Origin of the sequence: Parafrankia sp. EUN1f (assembly GCF_000177675.1) — a bacterium.
Lineage (GTDB): Bacteria > Actinomycetota > Actinomycetes > Frankiales > Frankiaceae > Parafrankia.
Genome location: NZ_ADGX01000100.1, coordinates 1 through 16,763 on the forward strand (window position 1 = coordinate 1; position 16,763 = coordinate 16,763).

Genomic DNA, 16,763 nt, shown 5'->3' on the forward strand with positions numbered 1-16,763 from the left:
CCCGCCGGGCCCCCCGCCGCCGGGGGCGTTTCCGCCGGGGCCGCCACCGCCTCGATTCCGTGGCCGGGGCAAGGCCCGTCCGGACGGGCCCCGGCCGGGTCTCGGGGACCTGTGGCGCCTGCTGCGCGGGCACGGCCGCCTGATCACCTTCGCGACGGCCCTGACCGCGTTCGGCTCCGTGATCGGCCTCGCGCAGCCGCTGCTGGTCCGCGGGGTCATCGACGGGGCGAGCACCGGGCACGTGCCGGCGCTGCTCATCGGGGTGCTCGTCGCGGTGTTCCTGCTGGAGGCGGCGGTCGACACCTGGGGGCACTACCTGCTGGAACGGACCGGCCAGCGCGTTCTGCTCGGGCTACGCCACCGGTTGATCGGCCACCTGCTGCGGCTGCGCATCCGGGTGTTCGACGCCCAGCGGATCGGGGACCTGCTCTCCCGCTCCAACGCCGACACCATGGTCGTGCGAGACGCGGTCGCCTACAGTCTCACCACCCTCGTCACCAGCACCATCGGCGTGCTCGCGGCGATCGGGCTGATGGTGTGGCTGAGCCCGGTGCTGTTCGCGTTCGTGGTGGTGTCGGTCGTCGTCGCCGGCTCGGTCGTGGTGACGGCGCTGACGCGGGTGCGGTCCATCTCCGAGCAGGGTCAGGCGAGCGTCGGGCGGATGTCCGCCGACCTGGAGCGGGCGCTCACGGCGATCCGTACCGTGCGCGCGAGCAACGCCGAGGCCAGGGAGAGCGAGCGCATCGGCGGGCACGCCGAGGACGCCTACCAGGCCGGGATGCGGATGGCGAGGCTGAGCGCGGTGATCGCGCCCGCCACCCAGCTCGCCGTCCAGGGCTCGGTGCTGGTCGTCCTGCTCGCCGGCGGTGTCCTCGTCGCCCGCGGGACCACCTCGCTGGGCGACCTGGTCGCGTTCCTCCTCTACGCGACCTACCTGGTGATGCCGCTGTCGCAGCTCATCGAGTCCGCGCAGACGATCCAACGTGGGCTCGGCGCGCTGACCAGGGTGAACGTCGTCTTCACGATGCCGCGGGAGGAACCCGACCCACGGGATGGATCCGACCAGCGGCCCCAGCCGGTCGAGGCCCAGCCGGCCGGGCCGGGCCAACTGACCGCCCCGGGGGCCCGGCCGCCCGCGCTGGAGTTCCGTGACGTCTGGTTCTCCTACGGGCCGCGCCCGGTGCTGCGGGGCGTGTCGTTCACCGTTCCGGCCCGCGGGCAGGTCGCGCTGGTCGGGCCGTCCGGAGCCGGCAAGTCGACCATCCTGGGCCTCATCGAGCGGTTCTACGAGCCGGACGAGGGCGAGATCCTGGTCGGTGGGAAGCCGTTGGAGCAGGTGGGCCGTGCGCGGACGCGGCGCGAGGTCAACCTGGTGGAGCAGGACGCCCCGGTGCTCTGCGGCTCGCTGCGCGACAACATCATCTACGCCCGGCCGGACGCGACCGAGGCCGAGGTCGCCGAGGTGGTCGACGTCGCGCGGCTGACCGCCGTGGTCCAGCGGCTGCCCGCCGGGCTTGACACCGACGTCGGCGACCACGGGGTCCTGCTCTCGGGCGGTGAGCGCCAGCGGGTGGCCGTCGCGCGTGCCCTGCTCGCGGCACCGGAGCTGCTGCTGCTCGACGAACCGACCTCACAGATGGACGCGGTCAACGAGCGGGCCCTGACCCGGGCGATGGCGGACATCGCCGCCCGCCGCGCGCTGCTCGTGATCGCCCACCGCATCTCGACCGTGCGGGCCTCGGACCTGATCCTGGTCCTCGACGACGGGGTCCTGGTCGCCGCGGGCCGGCACGAGGACCTGCTGGGGCGATCCCCGCACTACGCGCGGCTCGCCGCCGGCACCCTCGACCGCACCGCCTGACCGGCCGGCTCGTCCTGCCTGGCAGCCGGTGATCCTGCCGGGCCCGGTCACCCGCCGGGCCCGGTCCGTCCCGTCAGGGGGTCTGCCGGCGCAGGGTCCCGGCCGCCAGCGCGAGCGCGACCACGGTGCACCCCGCGATGACGAGGGCGTCCCGCACGACCGTCATCGACACCCCGGGCGTCGTGCTGATCCGGCTCAGCGCATCGACGACGTAGGTCATCGGCATGAGCATGCTGGCCGTGCCGAGAACGGCGTTCATCTGATCGTGCGGGACGAGGATGCCGCAGAGCAGGAACTGCGGGAGCAGCACCGGCGGAAGGAACTGCACGGCCTGGAACTCGGAGTTCGCGAAGGCGCTCGTGAGCAGGCCGAGCGCGGTGCCGAACAGGGCGGAGAGCACGGCGAGCAGGCCGAGCATCTCCAACGGCCCGGCGATGGTCAGGTGCAGTAACGCGACGGCGGTCGTCGTCGTGATCGCGGCCTGCGCGACGGCGAGCAGGCCGAAGGCGACGCCGTAGCCGGTGAGCAGGTCGCCGCGGCCGATCGGCGTGGTCATCAGCCGCTCCAGGGTGCCGGAGCGCCGCTCCCGCAGCATCGCCACCGAGGTCAGGAAGAACATGGTCATGAGGGGGAACACGCCGAGCAGGCCCGCCCCGGCCCGGTCGAACGCCGTCGAGTTGTTCGCGAAGATCGCCTGCAGCAGCACCAGCAGCGCCGGTGGGAGCACGAGCACGAGCAGGATGGTCCGCGGGTCCCGGCGCATCTGGCGCACCACCCGCAGCGCGGTGGCGGTCGTTCGCGGCAGGTTCAGCCGGAGGCCCCGGTCGTCGCACTGCTGGGGGGCCGCCGCGGAGCGGGTCGTCCCCGGAGGGTCGGCGGTCTCCAGCGGGTCGGCGGTCTTCACTGGGTCGGCGGTCTTCACTGGGTCGGCGGTCTCCGGCGGGTCGGCGCATTCCGTTGTCGCCGGGCTGAGCTCCTGGGCCCGCTCGGCGGGTGGCGGCGGCGTCTGCCGTGGCGCTCGGCGGGGTTCGACCAGGCGCAGAAAGGCGTGGTCGAGATCAGGGGCGCCGGTGATCTCGAGCAGCGACTCAGGGGTCTCGTCGGCGATCAGCCGGCCCTCGCGCAGCAGCAGCAGCCGGTCGCAGCGGGACGCCTCGTCCATCACATGGGAGCTGACGAGCAGAGTGACCCCCTGGTCGGCCAGCTGGTGGAAGCCGTCCCACAGCTCGCGCCGCAGCACCGGGTCGAGCCCGACGGTCGGCTCGTCCAGCACGAGGAGCTCCCGCCCGCCGATGATGGCGGCGGCCAGCGAAACCCGGCCGCGCTGACCGCCGGAGAGCCGTCCGACCTGGGTGTGGATCTCGGCCGACAGGCTCACCCGCGCGGCGGCGCGTTCCGCCCCGCGGATGACCTCCTGCGGGCTGAGCGCGCCCTGCTGGGCGCTGAGCGCGGTGAAGTAGCGCAGGTTCTCCGTCACGGTCAGGTCGCTGTAGACGGAGGCGGTCTGGGTGGCGTAGCCGACCCGGCGGCTCAGCTCGCGCTCGCAGGGCCCGCGGCCGAGCACCCGCAGGTCACCGCTCACCCCGCGCTGAATACCGACGATCGCCCGCATCAGCGTCGTCTTCCCGCATCCGCTCGGGCCGAGCAGACCGGTCACGGTTCCCCGCTCTACCTCGAAGGACACCCCGTGAACGATTTCCCGGCCGTCCCGGCCACCCCAGGTCGTCCCGCGCCGAATTCGGACGTCGACCGCTTTGATCGCCAGCATGTCATCGGCGTTCTCGGTGCTCCGGTCCGACGTTTTCACCTCGGCCACGGGCTCCACACTAGCCGGCCAGCCGTCCCCGTGGCGCCCGATATCATGGGCCGTATGGCCGAGGTCGGCGGGAACACGGTGAAAAAAGCGAAGCGCCTGGCGGCGGATCCGTTCCGGCATTCCCGGGGATTTCCGGACGCAGGCGTGGTGATTGTCGAGTACGGAGACTTCGAGTGCCCGTACTGCGCCCGGGCCGCCGGTATCCTGCGGGAGCTGGTGAATACATCCGACGGTCAGGTCCGGCAGGTTTTCCGGCATTTCCCGGTGTTCGATGTGCACCCCTACGCGCTGACCGCCGCGCTGGCGGCCGAGGTGGCCGGCGCGCACGGGCGTTTCTGGGAGATGCACGACCTGATGTTCGCCAATCAGGACAAGCTCGCCGACAAGTACCTGATGGGCTTCGCCCGGGCGGTCGGCCTGGACGCCGACCTCGTCGTCGGCGACCCGGCGCAGCCCTACGGCGACGCGGTGGAGGACGACTACGCCGGTGCCGCTCAGCTGCGGGTCGAGGGCACCCCGACGATCTTCATCGACGGGGTGCGGTACCGCGGCCGGCTGGAGCTCGGCCCGCTGCGCTCCGCCGTCGCCCGCGCCGGGTCCGGCTCCAGCCGGTTGTCGGCAGGCGGCCGGCCGGCGGACGAACCGTCAGCGGACGAACCGTCAGCGGATGACGGGGCTGACCGCCGGCGCCGGCGCGCGCCATGGTCGCGGCGGTAGCGCCGGGATCGTCTCGTCCGTGCCCGGAGAGCACAGCGGCCAGCGTTCCCCGACATACCGCAGGGTGATCGTGCCCAGCACGGCGGCGGTGATCGAGCCGGCCAGGATGCCGATCTTCGCCTGTTCGGCCAGGGCGGGGTCGGTGAAGGCCAGCTCGGTGATGAACAGGGAGATCGTGAAGCCGACCCCGGCGAGGATCGCCGCGCCCATCAGGTGGCCGTAGCGGACCCCGCCGGGCAGCGCGCCGAACCCGCCGCGGATGGCCAGCAGCGCGGCCGCGGTGATGCCGACCGCGTTGCCGACGAGCAGCGCGACCGCGACCCCGATCGTCACCGGTGACGACGCCGCGGTCGTCAGCGCGTGGCTGTCGAGGTGCACCCCCGCGTTGGCGAGACCGAAGACCGGCACGATCACGTAGGCACTGAGCGGATGCAGGCTGTACTGGAGCCGCTCGCTGGTGGCGACGGTGGCCCGGGCGGCCGACACGGCGAGCGCGGCGCGCCCGGCCGTCGAGTCCTCCCGCAGCGCGCGCACGTAGATCGGCACGTTGTCGATCTGTTCACGGCGCGGGGGCGCCGAGGGCAGCACGAGGCCGACGATCACCCCGGCCAGTGTTCCGTGTACGCCGGACGAGTAGATCGCGACCCACAGCGCCACCGCGGCGAGCACGTACGGCCCCAGCCGCCAGACCCGCATCCAGCGCATCACCGCGATCAGCAGCAGCAGCACACCGGACGCACCCAGCCACCCGGGCTCGACGTGTTCGGTGTAAAAGACCGCGACCACGGCGATCGCCCCGATGTCGTCGACGATCGCGAGGGTGAGCAGGAACAGTCGTAGCCGGTCCGGGCAGCGTGGCCCGAACAGGGCGAGGATGCCGATGACGAACGCGGTGTCCGTCGACATCGGGATGCCCCAGCCCACCGCGGCGGGACCGGACGGGTTGAACAGGAAGTAGATCAGGGCCGGCAGGCCCAGCCCACCGACGGCCGCGAGCGCCGGGACGGCCACCGTCCGCCGGTCACGGAGCTCGCCGGTGGTGAACTCGCGGTTGATCTCCAGTCCGACCACGGCGAAGAAGATCGCCATGGCGCCGTCGTTGATCCAGTGATGCAGCGACATCGACAGCGTCGCGTCGCCCACGCCGAGCGTGGCGGTGGTCTCCCACAGGTCGTGGTAACTGTCGCTGACCGGGCTGTTCGCCCAGACCAGCGCCATGACCGCGGCGATGACCAGCAGGACGGCACCACCCGCCTCGGTGGCGAGGAACTCCCGCACCGACGGCGCGACCTGGGGAAGCCGGACCCGCAGCTCGGGCCCCGGCCTGGTCGGCGCGGTCACGCCTCGTACCGGGCCGGCGTCAGCCTTCGGGCCGGCGTCAGCCTTCGGGCGGGCGTCAGCCTTCGGGTCGGTGTCAGCCTTCGGGTGGGCGTCAGCCTTCGGGTCGGTGTCAGCCTTCGGGTGGGCGTCAGCCTTCGGATCGGGGTCATTGTCGGTGTCGAACCTCCGCTGGAGCCATCCGGCCATGCTTTCAGGTCGTCAGGCTTTCAGGCCGTCAGGTGCGGCGGACCTTCCAGATGCACTCCGAGGGCCACCGGCGGGCCCACGCCTCCTCGGCGCTGTCGCGGTGCGACGAGTCCAGCCCGTTCTCGGGCCGCGGCTCGACGAGGTCCTCGACGACCAGCCCGCAGTCGCGGAACAGCCGGATCCACGCCCCGTACGGAAGGTTGGCGCTGACCAGGCCGTCGGTGTCGGAGATCAGGCGAAGGCCGAAGTAGTCGCCGACGAGCCGGTCGCCGGCCGCCTCCGCGCCATCCGGAATGCTGATCTCGTAGATCGGGCTGACATGCCCGAACGCCAGCAGGCCGCCGGGACGCAGGATCCGCGCGGCCTCCGGGACGGCCCGGTACGGGTCGGCGAACGAGAACGCGCCGTGGTCGGCGAAGACGATGTCGAACGCGGCGTCGGCGAACGGCACGTCCTCCGCGCTGGCCTGGACCAGCGGGAAATCCAGCCCGGTCTCGCGCTGCAGCTTGCGGCTGTGGTGCAGCTGCCGTTCGGACAGGTCCAGCCCGACCGGGCGGGCGCCGCGCCGGGCGAGCGCGGTCGACCACTGACTGCCGCCGCAGCCCATCTCGAGCACATCGAGTCCGACGACATGGCCGAGAATGTTCAGCCGCGACTCCGGGATGCCCCACACGCCCCAGGTGATGTCCCCGGTGAAGGCCTGCTCACGGATCTGCGGGGCGTTGAACCGCTGGTAGTCGTCGGAGATCTCGTTCCACCGGGTGCGGTTGTTCCGCACATGGGCGTCGTTGCCGATCATCCTTTCGTCGCTCCTCGTTGAACGTCGTCGCCACGTCACGTGGCCCGGGCTGGTCGGGGATGCCGGTGGTGGACGACGTCCGCGCCGTGTCCCGGATGTCCCGGGTGTCCCGCCCTGGGCGTGGGCCTGCGCCGGGTGACCGGCCGGGTGGCCCGCCGGGCGACCGGGCAGGTGAACGGCGAACGCGCGGCATCCGCCGGGCCCCGTGACTGTATGAGACACGACAAAGAACACATACGGCGGGTACACCCGCGAACGGGACAGGTCACTCCGCGCACTCCGCGGTGACGGTCAACCGGGTCCAGGCGCCGGCGAAGACCCGGCCGCCCGGGCGGAGGGGAACGCGCAGGTCGACGTCCAGACGGGTCAGCCGGGTGGCGTCCGGGCCCAGCCAGGTGCCGTTGGCCGAGCCGAGATCGGTGACGAGGATCGTCCCGTCCCGTCCCGTCGCGGGTCGCGGGTCGCGGGTGCCGGTGCCGGTGAACCGCGATCGTCAACTACGCGAACCGGTTTCCGCGGGTGAAGTCGACCGTCAGGCGCTCCCCGGAACGTCGATGACGATCACGGTGATGTTGTCGGCCCCGCCGGCCCGCAGCGCGACGTCGACCAGATGCCGCGCCACGGCGATCGGCGCGGCCGCCGTCCCGGTGCTGGTCCCGGTGCCGGGACCGGAGCCGGAGGCGTCGACGTGTGCCGCGAGCGCCGACGCGGCCGACGCGTAGTTCCACAGCCCGTCGCTGCACAGGACGACCCGCCCGGGTGGCCGCAGCCCGACGACCCGGGTCCGCGGCGGCCAGGAGGTCCGCGCGTTGCCCAGCCAGCGGGTGATGGTGTGCGCGGCACGGCCGTGCTCGGCGAGCTCCGGCGGCAGCAGCCCGGCCCGGACGGCCTCCGCGGCCATGGTGTCGTCCTCGGTGAGCACGCGTGCCCCGGCGCCGTCGACCAGGTAGGCCCGGCTGTCCCCAAGCCAGCCGATGGCGAGGACGTCGTCCAGCACGATGGCGCCGACGAACGTGCATGCCGGCGCCAGACCCTGCTCCTCGGCCACGCTGAGCACGGCGTCCTGGGCGTCCTGGGCGGCGTCGGTGAGCGCGGTGGTCAGCGCCCGGTGCAGCTCCGGCGCCACGGCCCGTACGGTTCCGGGTTCGGCTGGCTCAGGGCCGGGGGCGGGTGCCGCGGCGGCGGCCAGCCGGGCCAGTGCCGCCGCGGCTGCCTGAGCGGCAGCCTGCGCGGCCGGGCCGGAACCGAACGCGCTGGACACGCCGTCGCAGACCACACCGACGGCGCCGCCGAGCCGTGGGCCGTGGACGCCCGGCGGGATCAGCTCGAGACCCATGCCGTCCTCGTTGTGGATGTGCACCCGGCCGCGGTCCGACAGGCCAGCCGCGGTGCCCAGGTCGGACAGCCAGGTGTCCGGACCGTGCAGCGGCGCGGTCCGCAGGCCGCACACCCGGCAGAAACCGTCCTCGTCGACGGCCGTCGCGCCGCACTCGTCGCAGGCGGTGCGCCGGTCGGCCTCGGTGGTCGGCGAGGCGGCGACGGTCGGCGAGGCGGCGACCGGGTCCGCCGCGGGAGGAGGCGCGGAGGGCTCAGGGCCGGCCGGCTGTGTTCCTCCCGTATCCATACGGATGACCTTCTCCTACAGGATTGTGTGGGAGAAGACCCGTGCCCTGTCGGCTGGGTGTCAGGGCGGACATGGATACTCCTGGGAGGAGCCTGGCGCGGACCGGCGTCGATCAAGATCGTTGGTTGGTGGGCAGGGAGGTTCGCGCTCCACGAACGCGGCCGGCTCTCCGGGAGTCCCGTGGTCCGGTGGCTCGGTTTGGCGGGTCGCAAGAGTGAACGATTCTGGTCGTTCCAGTGACCAGGATCCTCACTTCTTGCGGGTCGCCAGGTGAATCGGCGCCCCTTTTGCCCCTCTTGAGGTGAAGCGCCGGTGCTGCATGGCGGTGCGGGATCCTCGACAGGTGAGCTGTGCGGGTGAGGGCGCGGCGCGGCGCGAATTCTGTCGGAGGTGGCCGGCACACTGCTGGGCATGAGGGTCAACGATGAGTGAGGTTCTTGCCGGCCCGCCCGTGACTGCCGGTCCGCCGGGCGAGGATTCGGCTGTTCCCGGAGCATCAACGCAGGCCGTCGCGCTGCTGGAGCCGTTCCGCCGGGAGCTGACCGGCTACTGCTACCGGATGCTGGGCTCCCCGTTCGACGCGCAGGACGCTGTGCAGGAGACGATGATCCGCGCCTGGCGCGGTATCGACCGGTTCGAGGGCCGGGCCGCCCTGCGGTCGTGGCTGTACCGCATCGCGACCAACGTCTGCCTCACGGCACTGAGTGCCGGTGAGCGCCGGGCCCGCCCGATGGACCTCACCGGCCCGTCCACCGCCGACACGCCCGTGCGCGCACCGCTGCCGGAGGCGGCCTGGATCGTCCCCGCACCCGACGGGCAGGTGCTCGCCACCGGGTCCGGCGGCGCCGATCCGGCGGACGTCGCCGCCCGCCGGGAGAGCGTCCGGCTCGCGTTCGTCGTCGCGTTGCAGCACCTGCCGGCCCGCCAGCGGGCGGTGCTGATCCTGCGTGAGGTGTTCGGCTGGTCGGCGAGTGAGACGGCCCAACTGCTCGACAGCACGGTCGCCTCGGTCAACAGCGCGCTGCAGCGGGCCCGGGCCACCATCGCCGCGATCGACCTCTCCGACGCGGAGCCGCTGCGGCCGGCCGACGCCGAGCAGCAGGCGCTGCTCGCCCGCTACGTCGAGGCCTTCGAGCGGTACGACATGGACGCCCTGGTCGCGCTGCTGCATGAGGGCGTGACACTGTCCATGCCGCCGCTGGACCTGTGGCTGCGCGGGCACCGCGACGTCCGGGCCTGGATGCTCGGCACCGGGTCCGGGTGCCGGGGCTCCCGCCTGCTGCCGACGACGGCCAACGGCCATCCCGCCTTCGGCCAGTACCGGCCGAGCGCGTCGGGGGCCGGTCACGACCCCTGGGGCCTGGTCGTCCTGGAGATCGAGGCCGGCCGGGTCGTCGGCATCAACACCTTCCTGGACGTCGAACGCCTTTTTCCCGCGTTCGGCCTGCCGGCACACCTGCCGCCTGAGGTGTGATCATCCGGCGGGCGTGGCCGGGCCGGCCGATGGTGGGTCGTCGGCCAGCCCGGCGAGGCCTGTGAGGGCGAGCAGGTCCCGCAGCGGGGCGGGCGCCTCGAGCCGGAACGCGCGGTTGTGCCGTCCGGCCAGCAGGGCCATCCGGGCAATCGCCTCGACGGCCACCAGGTCCGCGCGGCCGACCGCGGTGGCGTCGACGAGCATGGCCTGCCCCGGGTGGTCCCGCAGAAGCCGCTCCGCCTGCCCGCACAGGCCGGCGAGGTCGTCCCGGCGCGGCGCCGCCGGTAGGCGGAACACCACCGCGGCCAGGCCGGGCGGAGGGGATGTCGGATCCTCGGGCATCGCCGCTCCATCCGTCGGGGGGAGCTGCCACCGCTCGCCCACAGACTGCAGACCTCCGTCACGGGACGAACTCATCGCCCCGCGGGCCCGTGGCGCCCGTCGGTCCGATGTGAGGCCGCGGCGCCGAATGGGTGGCAGCCCCGATGGACAGCGGTGACGGCGCCGGAACAGGCTGGGGCGTGTGCGCAGCGGCTGAGGACGGTGACCGGGCCCGTGGGCTGACCCTGTTCTGGCGGGTCTTCGCGCTCAACGCGGCGGTGTTCACCGCGGCGATGCTCGGGCTCATTCTCGGCCCGGTCACCGTCTCCACACCGGTGGTCCTGACCGAGGTGCTGATCCTGATCGGGGGGCTGGCCGCGATGCTGGTGACGAACGCCGCGCTGCTGCGCGTCGGCCTGCGCCCGATCGATCGGCTCATCCGGGCCATGGCCACGATCGACCTGACGCGCCCCGGCCACCGGCTGGCGGCCGCCGGGCAGGCGGGCCCCATCGGGGACCTGATCCGTACCTTCAACGCGATGCTGGACCGGCTGGAGGCGGAACGCGCGGCCAGCACGGCCCGTGCCCTGACCGCGCAGGAGGCGGAGCGGCACCGGATCGCGCAGGAACTGCACGACGAGATCGGCCAGACGCTCACCGCGGTCCTGCTGGAGCTCAAGAGCGTCGCTGACCAGGCGCCGCCGCCGCTGCGCGCGCGGCTGCGGCAGGTGCAGGAGACCACCCGCAACGGCCTCGACGAGATCCGCCGCATCGCGCGCCGGCTGCGCCCGGGTGTCCTCGAGGAGCTCGGGCTGACCAGCGCGCTCAAGGCGCTCGCGGGCGAGTTCACCACGGGCGGGCTCGTGGTGCATCACAGCGTCGAACGTCACCTCGGCCTCGGCCGTGACGCCGAGCTGGTGCTGTACCGGGTCGCGCAGGAATGCCTCACCAACACGGCCCGCCATGCCGGTGCCCGGCACGCCCGCCTCGAGGTCGCTCGCCGGGACGCCGGCATCGAGCTGCGGGTCCGCGACGACGGCCGCGGGCTCGGTGGCGCCGCGGAGGGCTCGGGCATCGGCGGCATGCGCGAACGTGCGCTGCTGATCGGTGCCGACCTCACGATCGGGCCCGCCGCCGCCGGTGGGACCGAGGTCCGGCTGCGAGTGCCGTTGCCCGAGGCGCCGCGGGTGCCGCTGCCCGAGGCGAGGGACTGACCATGCCCCGACCGATCCGGATCCTGCTGGCCGACGACCACGCGCTGGTCCGCCGCGGGGTACGGCTGATTCTCGACAGCGAGCCCGACCTGACCGTCGTGGCCGAGGCCGCCGACGGCGCCGAGGCGATCGAGAGGGCCCGCGCCGAACAGCCGGACCTGGCGATCCTCGACATCGCCATGCCACGGCTGACCGGCCTGCAGGCCGCCCGCGAGCTCTCCCGGGCACTGCCGGACGTCCGGATCCTGATCCTGACCATGTACGACAACGAGCAGTACTTCTTCGCCGCGCTGCGGGCCGGCGCGTCCGGCTACGTGCTGAAATCCGTCGCGGACCGGGATCTCGTCGAGGCCTGCCGGGCCGCGGTGCGTGGTGAGGCGTTCCTCTACCCGGGTGCCGTGAACGCCCTCATCCGCGACCATCTCGAGCGCGCCGCGGCCGGTGACCCCGGCACCGGCCGGGTCATCACCGACCGGGAGGAGGAGGTGCTCAAGCTCGTCGCCGAGGGGCACTCATCCCGGCAGATCGCCGACATCCTGTTCATCAGCGTCAAGACGGTCGAGCGGCACCGCTCGAACCTGCTGCAGAAGCTCGGCCTGCGGGACCGGCTGGAGCTGACCCGCTACGCGATCCGCGCCGGGCTCATCGAGCCGTGAGCGGTGAGTCGTGCGGCGTCGGCTCGTGCGGCGTCGGCTCGTGCGGCGGCGGCTCGTCCGGCGTCGGCTCGTGCGGCGGCGGATGAGCGGTGGCGCTCTGCGGCGCGGCGTGCGGCACGGGAGTGGCGGGTTCCGCGGGAGGCCTCCGGACGGCCGCCAGCAGGCGGACGAGCCAGCCGGACCGGCCGGCCATGATGGGACCGAGCACCGCGAGAACCAGCACGTACCCCGCGACGAAGGACGCCAGGCGGCTGTCGAGCCCGGCGCCGGCCGCCATGGCCGCCAGGATGAGCGCGAACTCGCCACGGGCGACCAGGGTGGTCGCGATGTCGGCCGCGGGCTGCGCCCCGAACCCGTGCAGGCGCGCGGCGACCAGACCGGCGATCACGCTCGTCGCGGCCGTCAACGCGACGGCGGCGGCGACAGGCCCGGCCACCCCCGCGACGTCACCGGGGTCGATCGAGAGCCCGAAACCGAAGAAGAAGATGGCCGCGAACGCGTCGCGCAGCGGATGCACCAGCTCGCGGACCCGCGGTGCGGAGCTGGTACTGCCGAAGATCAGCCCGACCATGAACGCGCCGATCGCGTCGGCGACGCCGAGCACCTCGGAAACCCCGGCGACCAGCACCGCCGCCCCCAGGAAAGTGACCACCAGCAGTTCGTCGTCCCGCACGGCGATGAGCCGGCCGACCAGCCGGGTGCCGAACCGGGCCACCATGGCGAGCGCCATCAGGAAGCCGAACGCCTTCCCGGCCTGCGCGATCGTCTCCCCGACGCCGTGGACGTCGGCGAGGACGGGCTGCAGTGCGGCGAGGTACATCGCCAGGAACAGGTCCTCCACCACGAGGACACCCAGGATCAGCCGGGTCTCGGGGTGAGCCAGCCGGCCCAGGTCGATCAGTGTCTTGGTGACGATCGCGGACGAGGAGATACCCAGGACGCCGGCCAGCACCAGCGCCTCCCGCGCGCCCCAGCCCAGAGCGAACCCGAACCCCAGGCCGGCCCCGACGTTGAGGAGCAGGTAGATGCCGCCGGCGGCGAACAGCCGCCGGCCGCCGCGCCTCAGGTCGTCGAGGTGGAACTCCAGCCCGAGGTAGAACAGCAGCAGGACCAGCCCGAGCGCGGAGAGCATCTCGAGGTCCTCGGGGCTGTCCACCAGGACGACGCCCGGCGTGTGCGGGCCGAGCAGAATTCCGGCGAGCATGAACAGCGGGATGGTCGGGAGCCCGATCCGGACCCCGGCGCGGGCCAGCAGCGCCGCCGCCAGGAAGGCTCCGCCCATGGCCAGCAGGGTGTCGGCGTGCCCCACGGATCAGCCTCCCCGTGTCCGGCTCGGCCCGGCCGTGAGCGACCCCACCCGCCTGTGTTCGGCTTCCTCCAGCACTGCGCACCTCACCTTTGCGTCGCGACAACCGTTTCGGTCGACGATCCGGTACGGCGACGAGGGAGACCATCGGGGCGCACACCCATTTCGGCCCCGGACGGGCACCAGTCGTCGCCGAGCGCGCGTCGGGTGGCGCCGGTTCTTTGCAGCCCTGCCGCCACATGTGCAGCCGTGCCGCCATATCCCGACCCGGAACTGCTTGCGCTCCGGCCAGCGGCCGACATGCCCAGCGGGCACCGCGGCCGCCACCACGCGTGGCGATCGAGTACGACAGAGCGATGATCGGTGGCTGCTTCGACCGGCAGGCGGCTGCGGCTGGCAGGCAGGCCGGCCGGCCGAGATTTGCGGGCAGCAGGTCGCCGAGGCTGCCAGTATCGGGGTAGGCCCGCCCAGCAAGGGCCGAGGTGTGCCCACCGCGCTGCGCGCTGCCGCCAGCGCCCCCGACGGACCGGAGACCTGCCCCATGCTCCGCCCCTGCATGACCGGCGAGCTGCCCGCGGTGGCCCGAGGCCACGCCGGCAACGGCCGAGGCCGCGGATGACCGCGGTGCGCCAGCGGGTGGGGGACTGGCTGATGGCCGGGACCGAGCAGGCACGGCGGCACGCCGGGCCGCACACGCAGCCCGAGCCGGAGCACCAGCGCCACCACTGGCTGCGGGTCATGTGCCTGACCGGGGTGGACTACTTCTCCACCCTCGGCTACCAGCCCGGCATCGCGATTCTCGCCGCCGGGGCGGTGAGCCCGATCGCGACGCTGGTGCTCGTCGTGGTGACGATGTGCGGGGCGCTGCCGGTGTACCGGCGGGTGGCGGGGGAGAGCCCGCACGGTGAGGGCTCCATCGCGATGCTGGAGAAGCATCTTTCCTGGTGGAAGGGAAAGCTGCTGGTCCTGGTGCTGCTCGGGTTCGCCTGCACCGACTTCCTGATCACGATCACGCTGTCGGCGGCGGACGCCTCCGCGCACCTGCTGGAGAACCCGTACGCCCCGGACGTGCTGGCCGGCCATCATGTCGCCGTCACGCTGGTGCTGCTCGCGCTGCTCGGCGCGGTGTTCCTGCGCGGGTTCACCGAGGCCGTCGGGATCGCGGTGGTGCTGGTGGCCGTCTACCTCGCCCTGAGCCTGACCGTGATCTCGGTGTCGCTGGTCAAGGTCGTGACCCACCCGTCGATGCTCGGGGACTGGCATCGGCTGCTGGTCGCGGAGCATCCGAACCCGGTCGCGCTGGTCGGTGTCGCGCTGATCATCTTTCCGAAGCTGGCGCTCGGCCTGTCCGGTTTCGAGACGGGTGTCGCGGTGATGCCGTTGATCCGTGGCGCGCCGGGTGACACCGAGGCACGCCCGGCGGGACGCATCCAGGGGGCCCGGCGGCTGCTGACCACCGCCGCGCTGATCATGGGGGTGCTGCTGCTGTCGAGCAGCCTCGCGACGACGGTCCTCATCCCGGAGCACCTGGTCGAGCCGGGCGGGCCGGCCAACGGGCGGGCCCTGGCCTACCTGGCACACGAGGAGCTGGGTAACGCCTTCGGTACCGCCTACGACCTGAGCACGGTGGCGATCCTGTGGTTCGCCGGCGCCTCGGCGATGGCCGGCCTGCTGAACCTGGTGCCCCGCTACCTGCCCCGGTACGGCATGGCGCCGCAGTGGGCCCGCGCGGTCCGGCCGCTGGCGCTGGTGTTCACGCTGATCGGCTTCGTCGTCACGCTGGTGTTCGACGCGAGCGTCGACAAGCAGGGCGGCGCCTATGCCACCGGTGTGCTGGTGCTGATCACGTCGGCGTCGGTCGCGGTGACGATCTCGGCGCACCACCGTGGCGGCTGGCGGGGGGCGGCCGGGTTCGGCGTGATCAGTGCCGTGTTCGTCTACACCACCATCGCGAACATCATCGAACGGCCGGACGGGCTGATCATCGGCTCGATCTTCATCATCGTGATCCTGCTGGTGTCCTTCCTGTCCCGGGCGGTGCGGTCGTTCGAGCTGCGGGTCACCGGGGTCGAGCTGGACCCGACGGCGACCCGGTGGGTGCAGGAGGCGGCGCGGGCCGGGGCGCTGCACCTGGTCGCCAACGAGTTCGACACCGGCGAGGCCGCCGAGTACGCGGACAAGGCCAGCAAGGCGCACGAGCTGCTGCATGTCCCGCCCGCGCAGCACCTGTTGTTCCTTGAGGTGGACGTCCCGGACTCCTCGGAGTTCGAGAGCGAGCTGGTCGTCCACGGGCGGGAGCGGCACGGGTACCGCATCCTGCGCCTGACCAGCACGTCCGTCCCGAACGCGATCGCGGCGCTGCTGCTGCACCTGCGGGATCTGACCGGCACCCGGCCGCATGTGTACTTCGAGTGGTCCGAGGGCAACCCGCTGCAGAACCTGGCGCGGTTCGTGTTCTTCGGCGTGGGCGAGGTCGCCTCGACGACCCGCGAGATCGTGCGCGAGGCCGAGCCGGACCCGGAGAACCGCCCCTTCGTACATGTGGGATAGATCCGTCACGAAGGCGCTGCGCCGGGTGGCGGTGGGTCGTAGCCTCGAAACCCGTGGGAACTGACGAGAAGAGCGCGGCGCGGCCGGCGGAGGCGCATCCGGCCGGCCATTCCGCTCATTCCGCGGGTGCCGGCTGGCTGCGCCCCGCGGTCTTCGGCGCGATGGACGGGCTCGTCAGCAACGTCGCGCTGATCAGTGGGTTCGCGGGTGGGGCGGCGGGGCGGCCGGCGGTCATCCTGGCGGGCCTGGCGGGCCTGGCCTCCGGGGCCTTCTCGATGGCGACGGGGGAGTACACCTCCGTCCGGTCGCAGAACGAGGCGATGCGGGCGCAGATCGAGGTGGAGCGTCGCGAGCTGGAACTGTACCCGCAGGCGGAGGCCGCGGAGCTGGCGGCTTACTTCCAGGGCCAGGGGGTGGACGCGCAGACCGCCGCCTCGGTGGCACGCCAGCTGGGGAACCGGCCCGACTCCGCGCTGCGGGCGCATGTCGGCACCGAGCTCGGGCTGAACCTGGACGAGCTGCCCTCCCCGATCGGTGCGGCCGGGGCGTCGTTCTGCGCGTTCGCCGTCGGGGCGGCCATCCCGGTGGCGCCCTACCTGCTCGGGCTCTCCTCGTTCGCGCTGGCCGCGATGCTCGCCGGGCTGGCGCTGTTCCTGCTCGGGGCCGTCGTCAGCAGGTTCACCGAACGGTCGTTCGTCTACAGTGGGGCCCGCCAGCTGCTGCTCGGTCTGGTGGCCGCCTCGGCGACCTACGGCATCGGCGTGCTCGTCAACGCCTCCGTGGGCTGATCGCGCTGGCCAGCGGGCCGGTGGGCTGACCGGCGGGCTGGCGGCTGACCGGCGCCGGCCGGCCGGACGTCACCGCCCGGCCGGCACGAGCCCCGTCAGCCCCCGGCCGT

General features: G+C 72.9%; 13 protein-coding genes. 7 read left to right on the forward strand and 6 right to left on the reverse strand.

From position 1 onward, the window contains the following. Positions 1-1,861, forward strand: a 1,861-nt coding sequence (locus FREUN1FDRAFT_RS25405) for an ABC transporter ATP-binding protein (RefSeq protein WP_006543119.1), incomplete at its 5' end; no start/stop codon positions are given. A 73-nt stretch (positions 1,862-1,934) separates the two neighbouring features. Here the strand turns inward: FREUN1FDRAFT_RS25405 and FREUN1FDRAFT_RS41950 are convergent. Then, on the reverse strand, positions 1,935-3,677 hold the full coding sequence (locus FREUN1FDRAFT_RS41950) for an ABC transporter ATP-binding protein/permease (protein WP_006543120.1): 1,743 nt from the start codon (positions 3,675-3,677) through the stop codon (positions 1,935-1,937). Positions 3,678-3,731: 54 nt separating this feature from the next. On the opposite strand from FREUN1FDRAFT_RS41950, the gene FREUN1FDRAFT_RS25415 reads away from it, so the two are divergent. Continuing rightward, positions 3,732-4,394 carry a DsbA family protein gene (locus FREUN1FDRAFT_RS25415; RefSeq protein WP_157475312.1) on the forward strand — a complete coding sequence of 221 codons (663 nt, stop codon included), beginning with the start codon at positions 3,732-3,734 and terminating at the stop codon, positions 4,392-4,394. Here FREUN1FDRAFT_RS25415 and nhaA read toward each other — a convergent pair. The 3 genes from nhaA to FREUN1FDRAFT_RS25430 all read right to left on the reverse strand — a co-directional run bounded on the left by nhaA (position 4,338) and on the right by FREUN1FDRAFT_RS25430 (position 8,344). Continuing rightward, positions 4,338-5,735, reverse strand: a complete 1,398-nt coding sequence (nhaA, locus tag FREUN1FDRAFT_RS25420) for a Na+/H+ antiporter NhaA (RefSeq protein ID WP_035953429.1) — start codon at positions 5,733-5,735, stop codon at positions 4,338-4,340. The genes FREUN1FDRAFT_RS25415 and nhaA overlap by 57 nt on opposite strands. A 214-nt stretch (positions 5,736-5,949) precedes the next feature. After that, a complete protein-coding gene (locus FREUN1FDRAFT_RS25425; RefSeq protein WP_006543123.1) occupies positions 5,950-6,720 on the reverse strand; it encodes a class I SAM-dependent methyltransferase in 771 nt (256 codons plus the stop codon). 532 nt (positions 6,721-7,252) lie between these two features. Beyond that, positions 7,253-8,344 carry a PP2C family serine/threonine-protein phosphatase gene (locus FREUN1FDRAFT_RS25430; RefSeq protein WP_006543124.1) on the reverse strand — a complete coding sequence of 364 codons (1,092 nt, stop codon included), beginning with the start codon at positions 8,342-8,344 and terminating at the stop codon, positions 7,253-7,255. 424 nt (positions 8,345-8,768) lie between these two features. Between FREUN1FDRAFT_RS25430 and FREUN1FDRAFT_RS25435 the strand changes: the two genes are divergently transcribed. Further along, the gene (locus FREUN1FDRAFT_RS25435; RefSeq protein WP_006543125.1) at positions 8,769-9,818 is read left to right on the forward strand and encodes a sigma-70 family RNA polymerase sigma factor; all 1,050 of its coding nucleotides are present in this window, start codon (positions 8,769-8,771) and stop codon (positions 9,816-9,818) included. Here the strand turns inward: FREUN1FDRAFT_RS25435 and FREUN1FDRAFT_RS25440 are convergent, their stop codons facing one another. After that, on the reverse strand, positions 9,819-10,160 hold the full coding sequence (locus FREUN1FDRAFT_RS25440) for an STAS domain-containing protein (protein ID WP_063745347.1): 342 nt from the start codon (positions 10,158-10,160) through the stop codon (positions 9,819-9,821). Between the two features lie 218 nt (positions 10,161-10,378). Between FREUN1FDRAFT_RS25440 and FREUN1FDRAFT_RS25445 the strand changes: the two genes are divergently transcribed. Beyond that, positions 10,379-11,353 carry a HAMP domain-containing sensor histidine kinase gene (locus FREUN1FDRAFT_RS25445; RefSeq protein ID WP_035953433.1) on the forward strand — a complete coding sequence of 325 codons (975 nt, stop codon included), beginning with the start codon at positions 10,379-10,381 and terminating at the stop codon, positions 11,351-11,353. Between the two features lie 2 nt (positions 11,354-11,355). Continuing rightward, positions 11,356-12,009, forward strand: coding sequence for a response regulator transcription factor (locus FREUN1FDRAFT_RS25450; RefSeq protein ID WP_006543128.1), 654 nt, complete (start codon positions 11,356-11,358; stop codon positions 12,007-12,009). On the opposite strand, the gene FREUN1FDRAFT_RS25455 is transcribed toward FREUN1FDRAFT_RS25450, so the two are convergent. Continuing rightward, positions 11,996-13,318, reverse strand: a complete 1,323-nt coding sequence (locus FREUN1FDRAFT_RS25455; protein ID WP_006543129.1) for a cation:proton antiporter — start codon at positions 13,316-13,318, stop codon at positions 11,996-11,998. The genes FREUN1FDRAFT_RS25450 and FREUN1FDRAFT_RS25455 overlap by 14 nt on opposite strands. Before the next feature lie 612 nt (positions 13,319-13,930). Here FREUN1FDRAFT_RS25455 and FREUN1FDRAFT_RS25460 point away from each other — a divergent pair. Further along, a complete protein-coding gene (locus tag FREUN1FDRAFT_RS25460; protein ID WP_006543130.1) occupies positions 13,931-15,865 on the forward strand; it encodes a hypothetical protein in 1,935 nt (644 codons plus the stop codon). 53 nt (positions 15,866-15,918) lie between these two features. Then, positions 15,919-16,653 (forward strand): VIT1/CCC1 transporter family protein, encoded by a 735-nt coding sequence (locus FREUN1FDRAFT_RS25465; RefSeq protein ID WP_006543131.1) that lies wholly within the window; start codon positions 15,919-15,921, stop codon positions 16,651-16,653. The last annotated feature ends 110 nt before the right edge of the window (positions 16,654-16,763 follow it).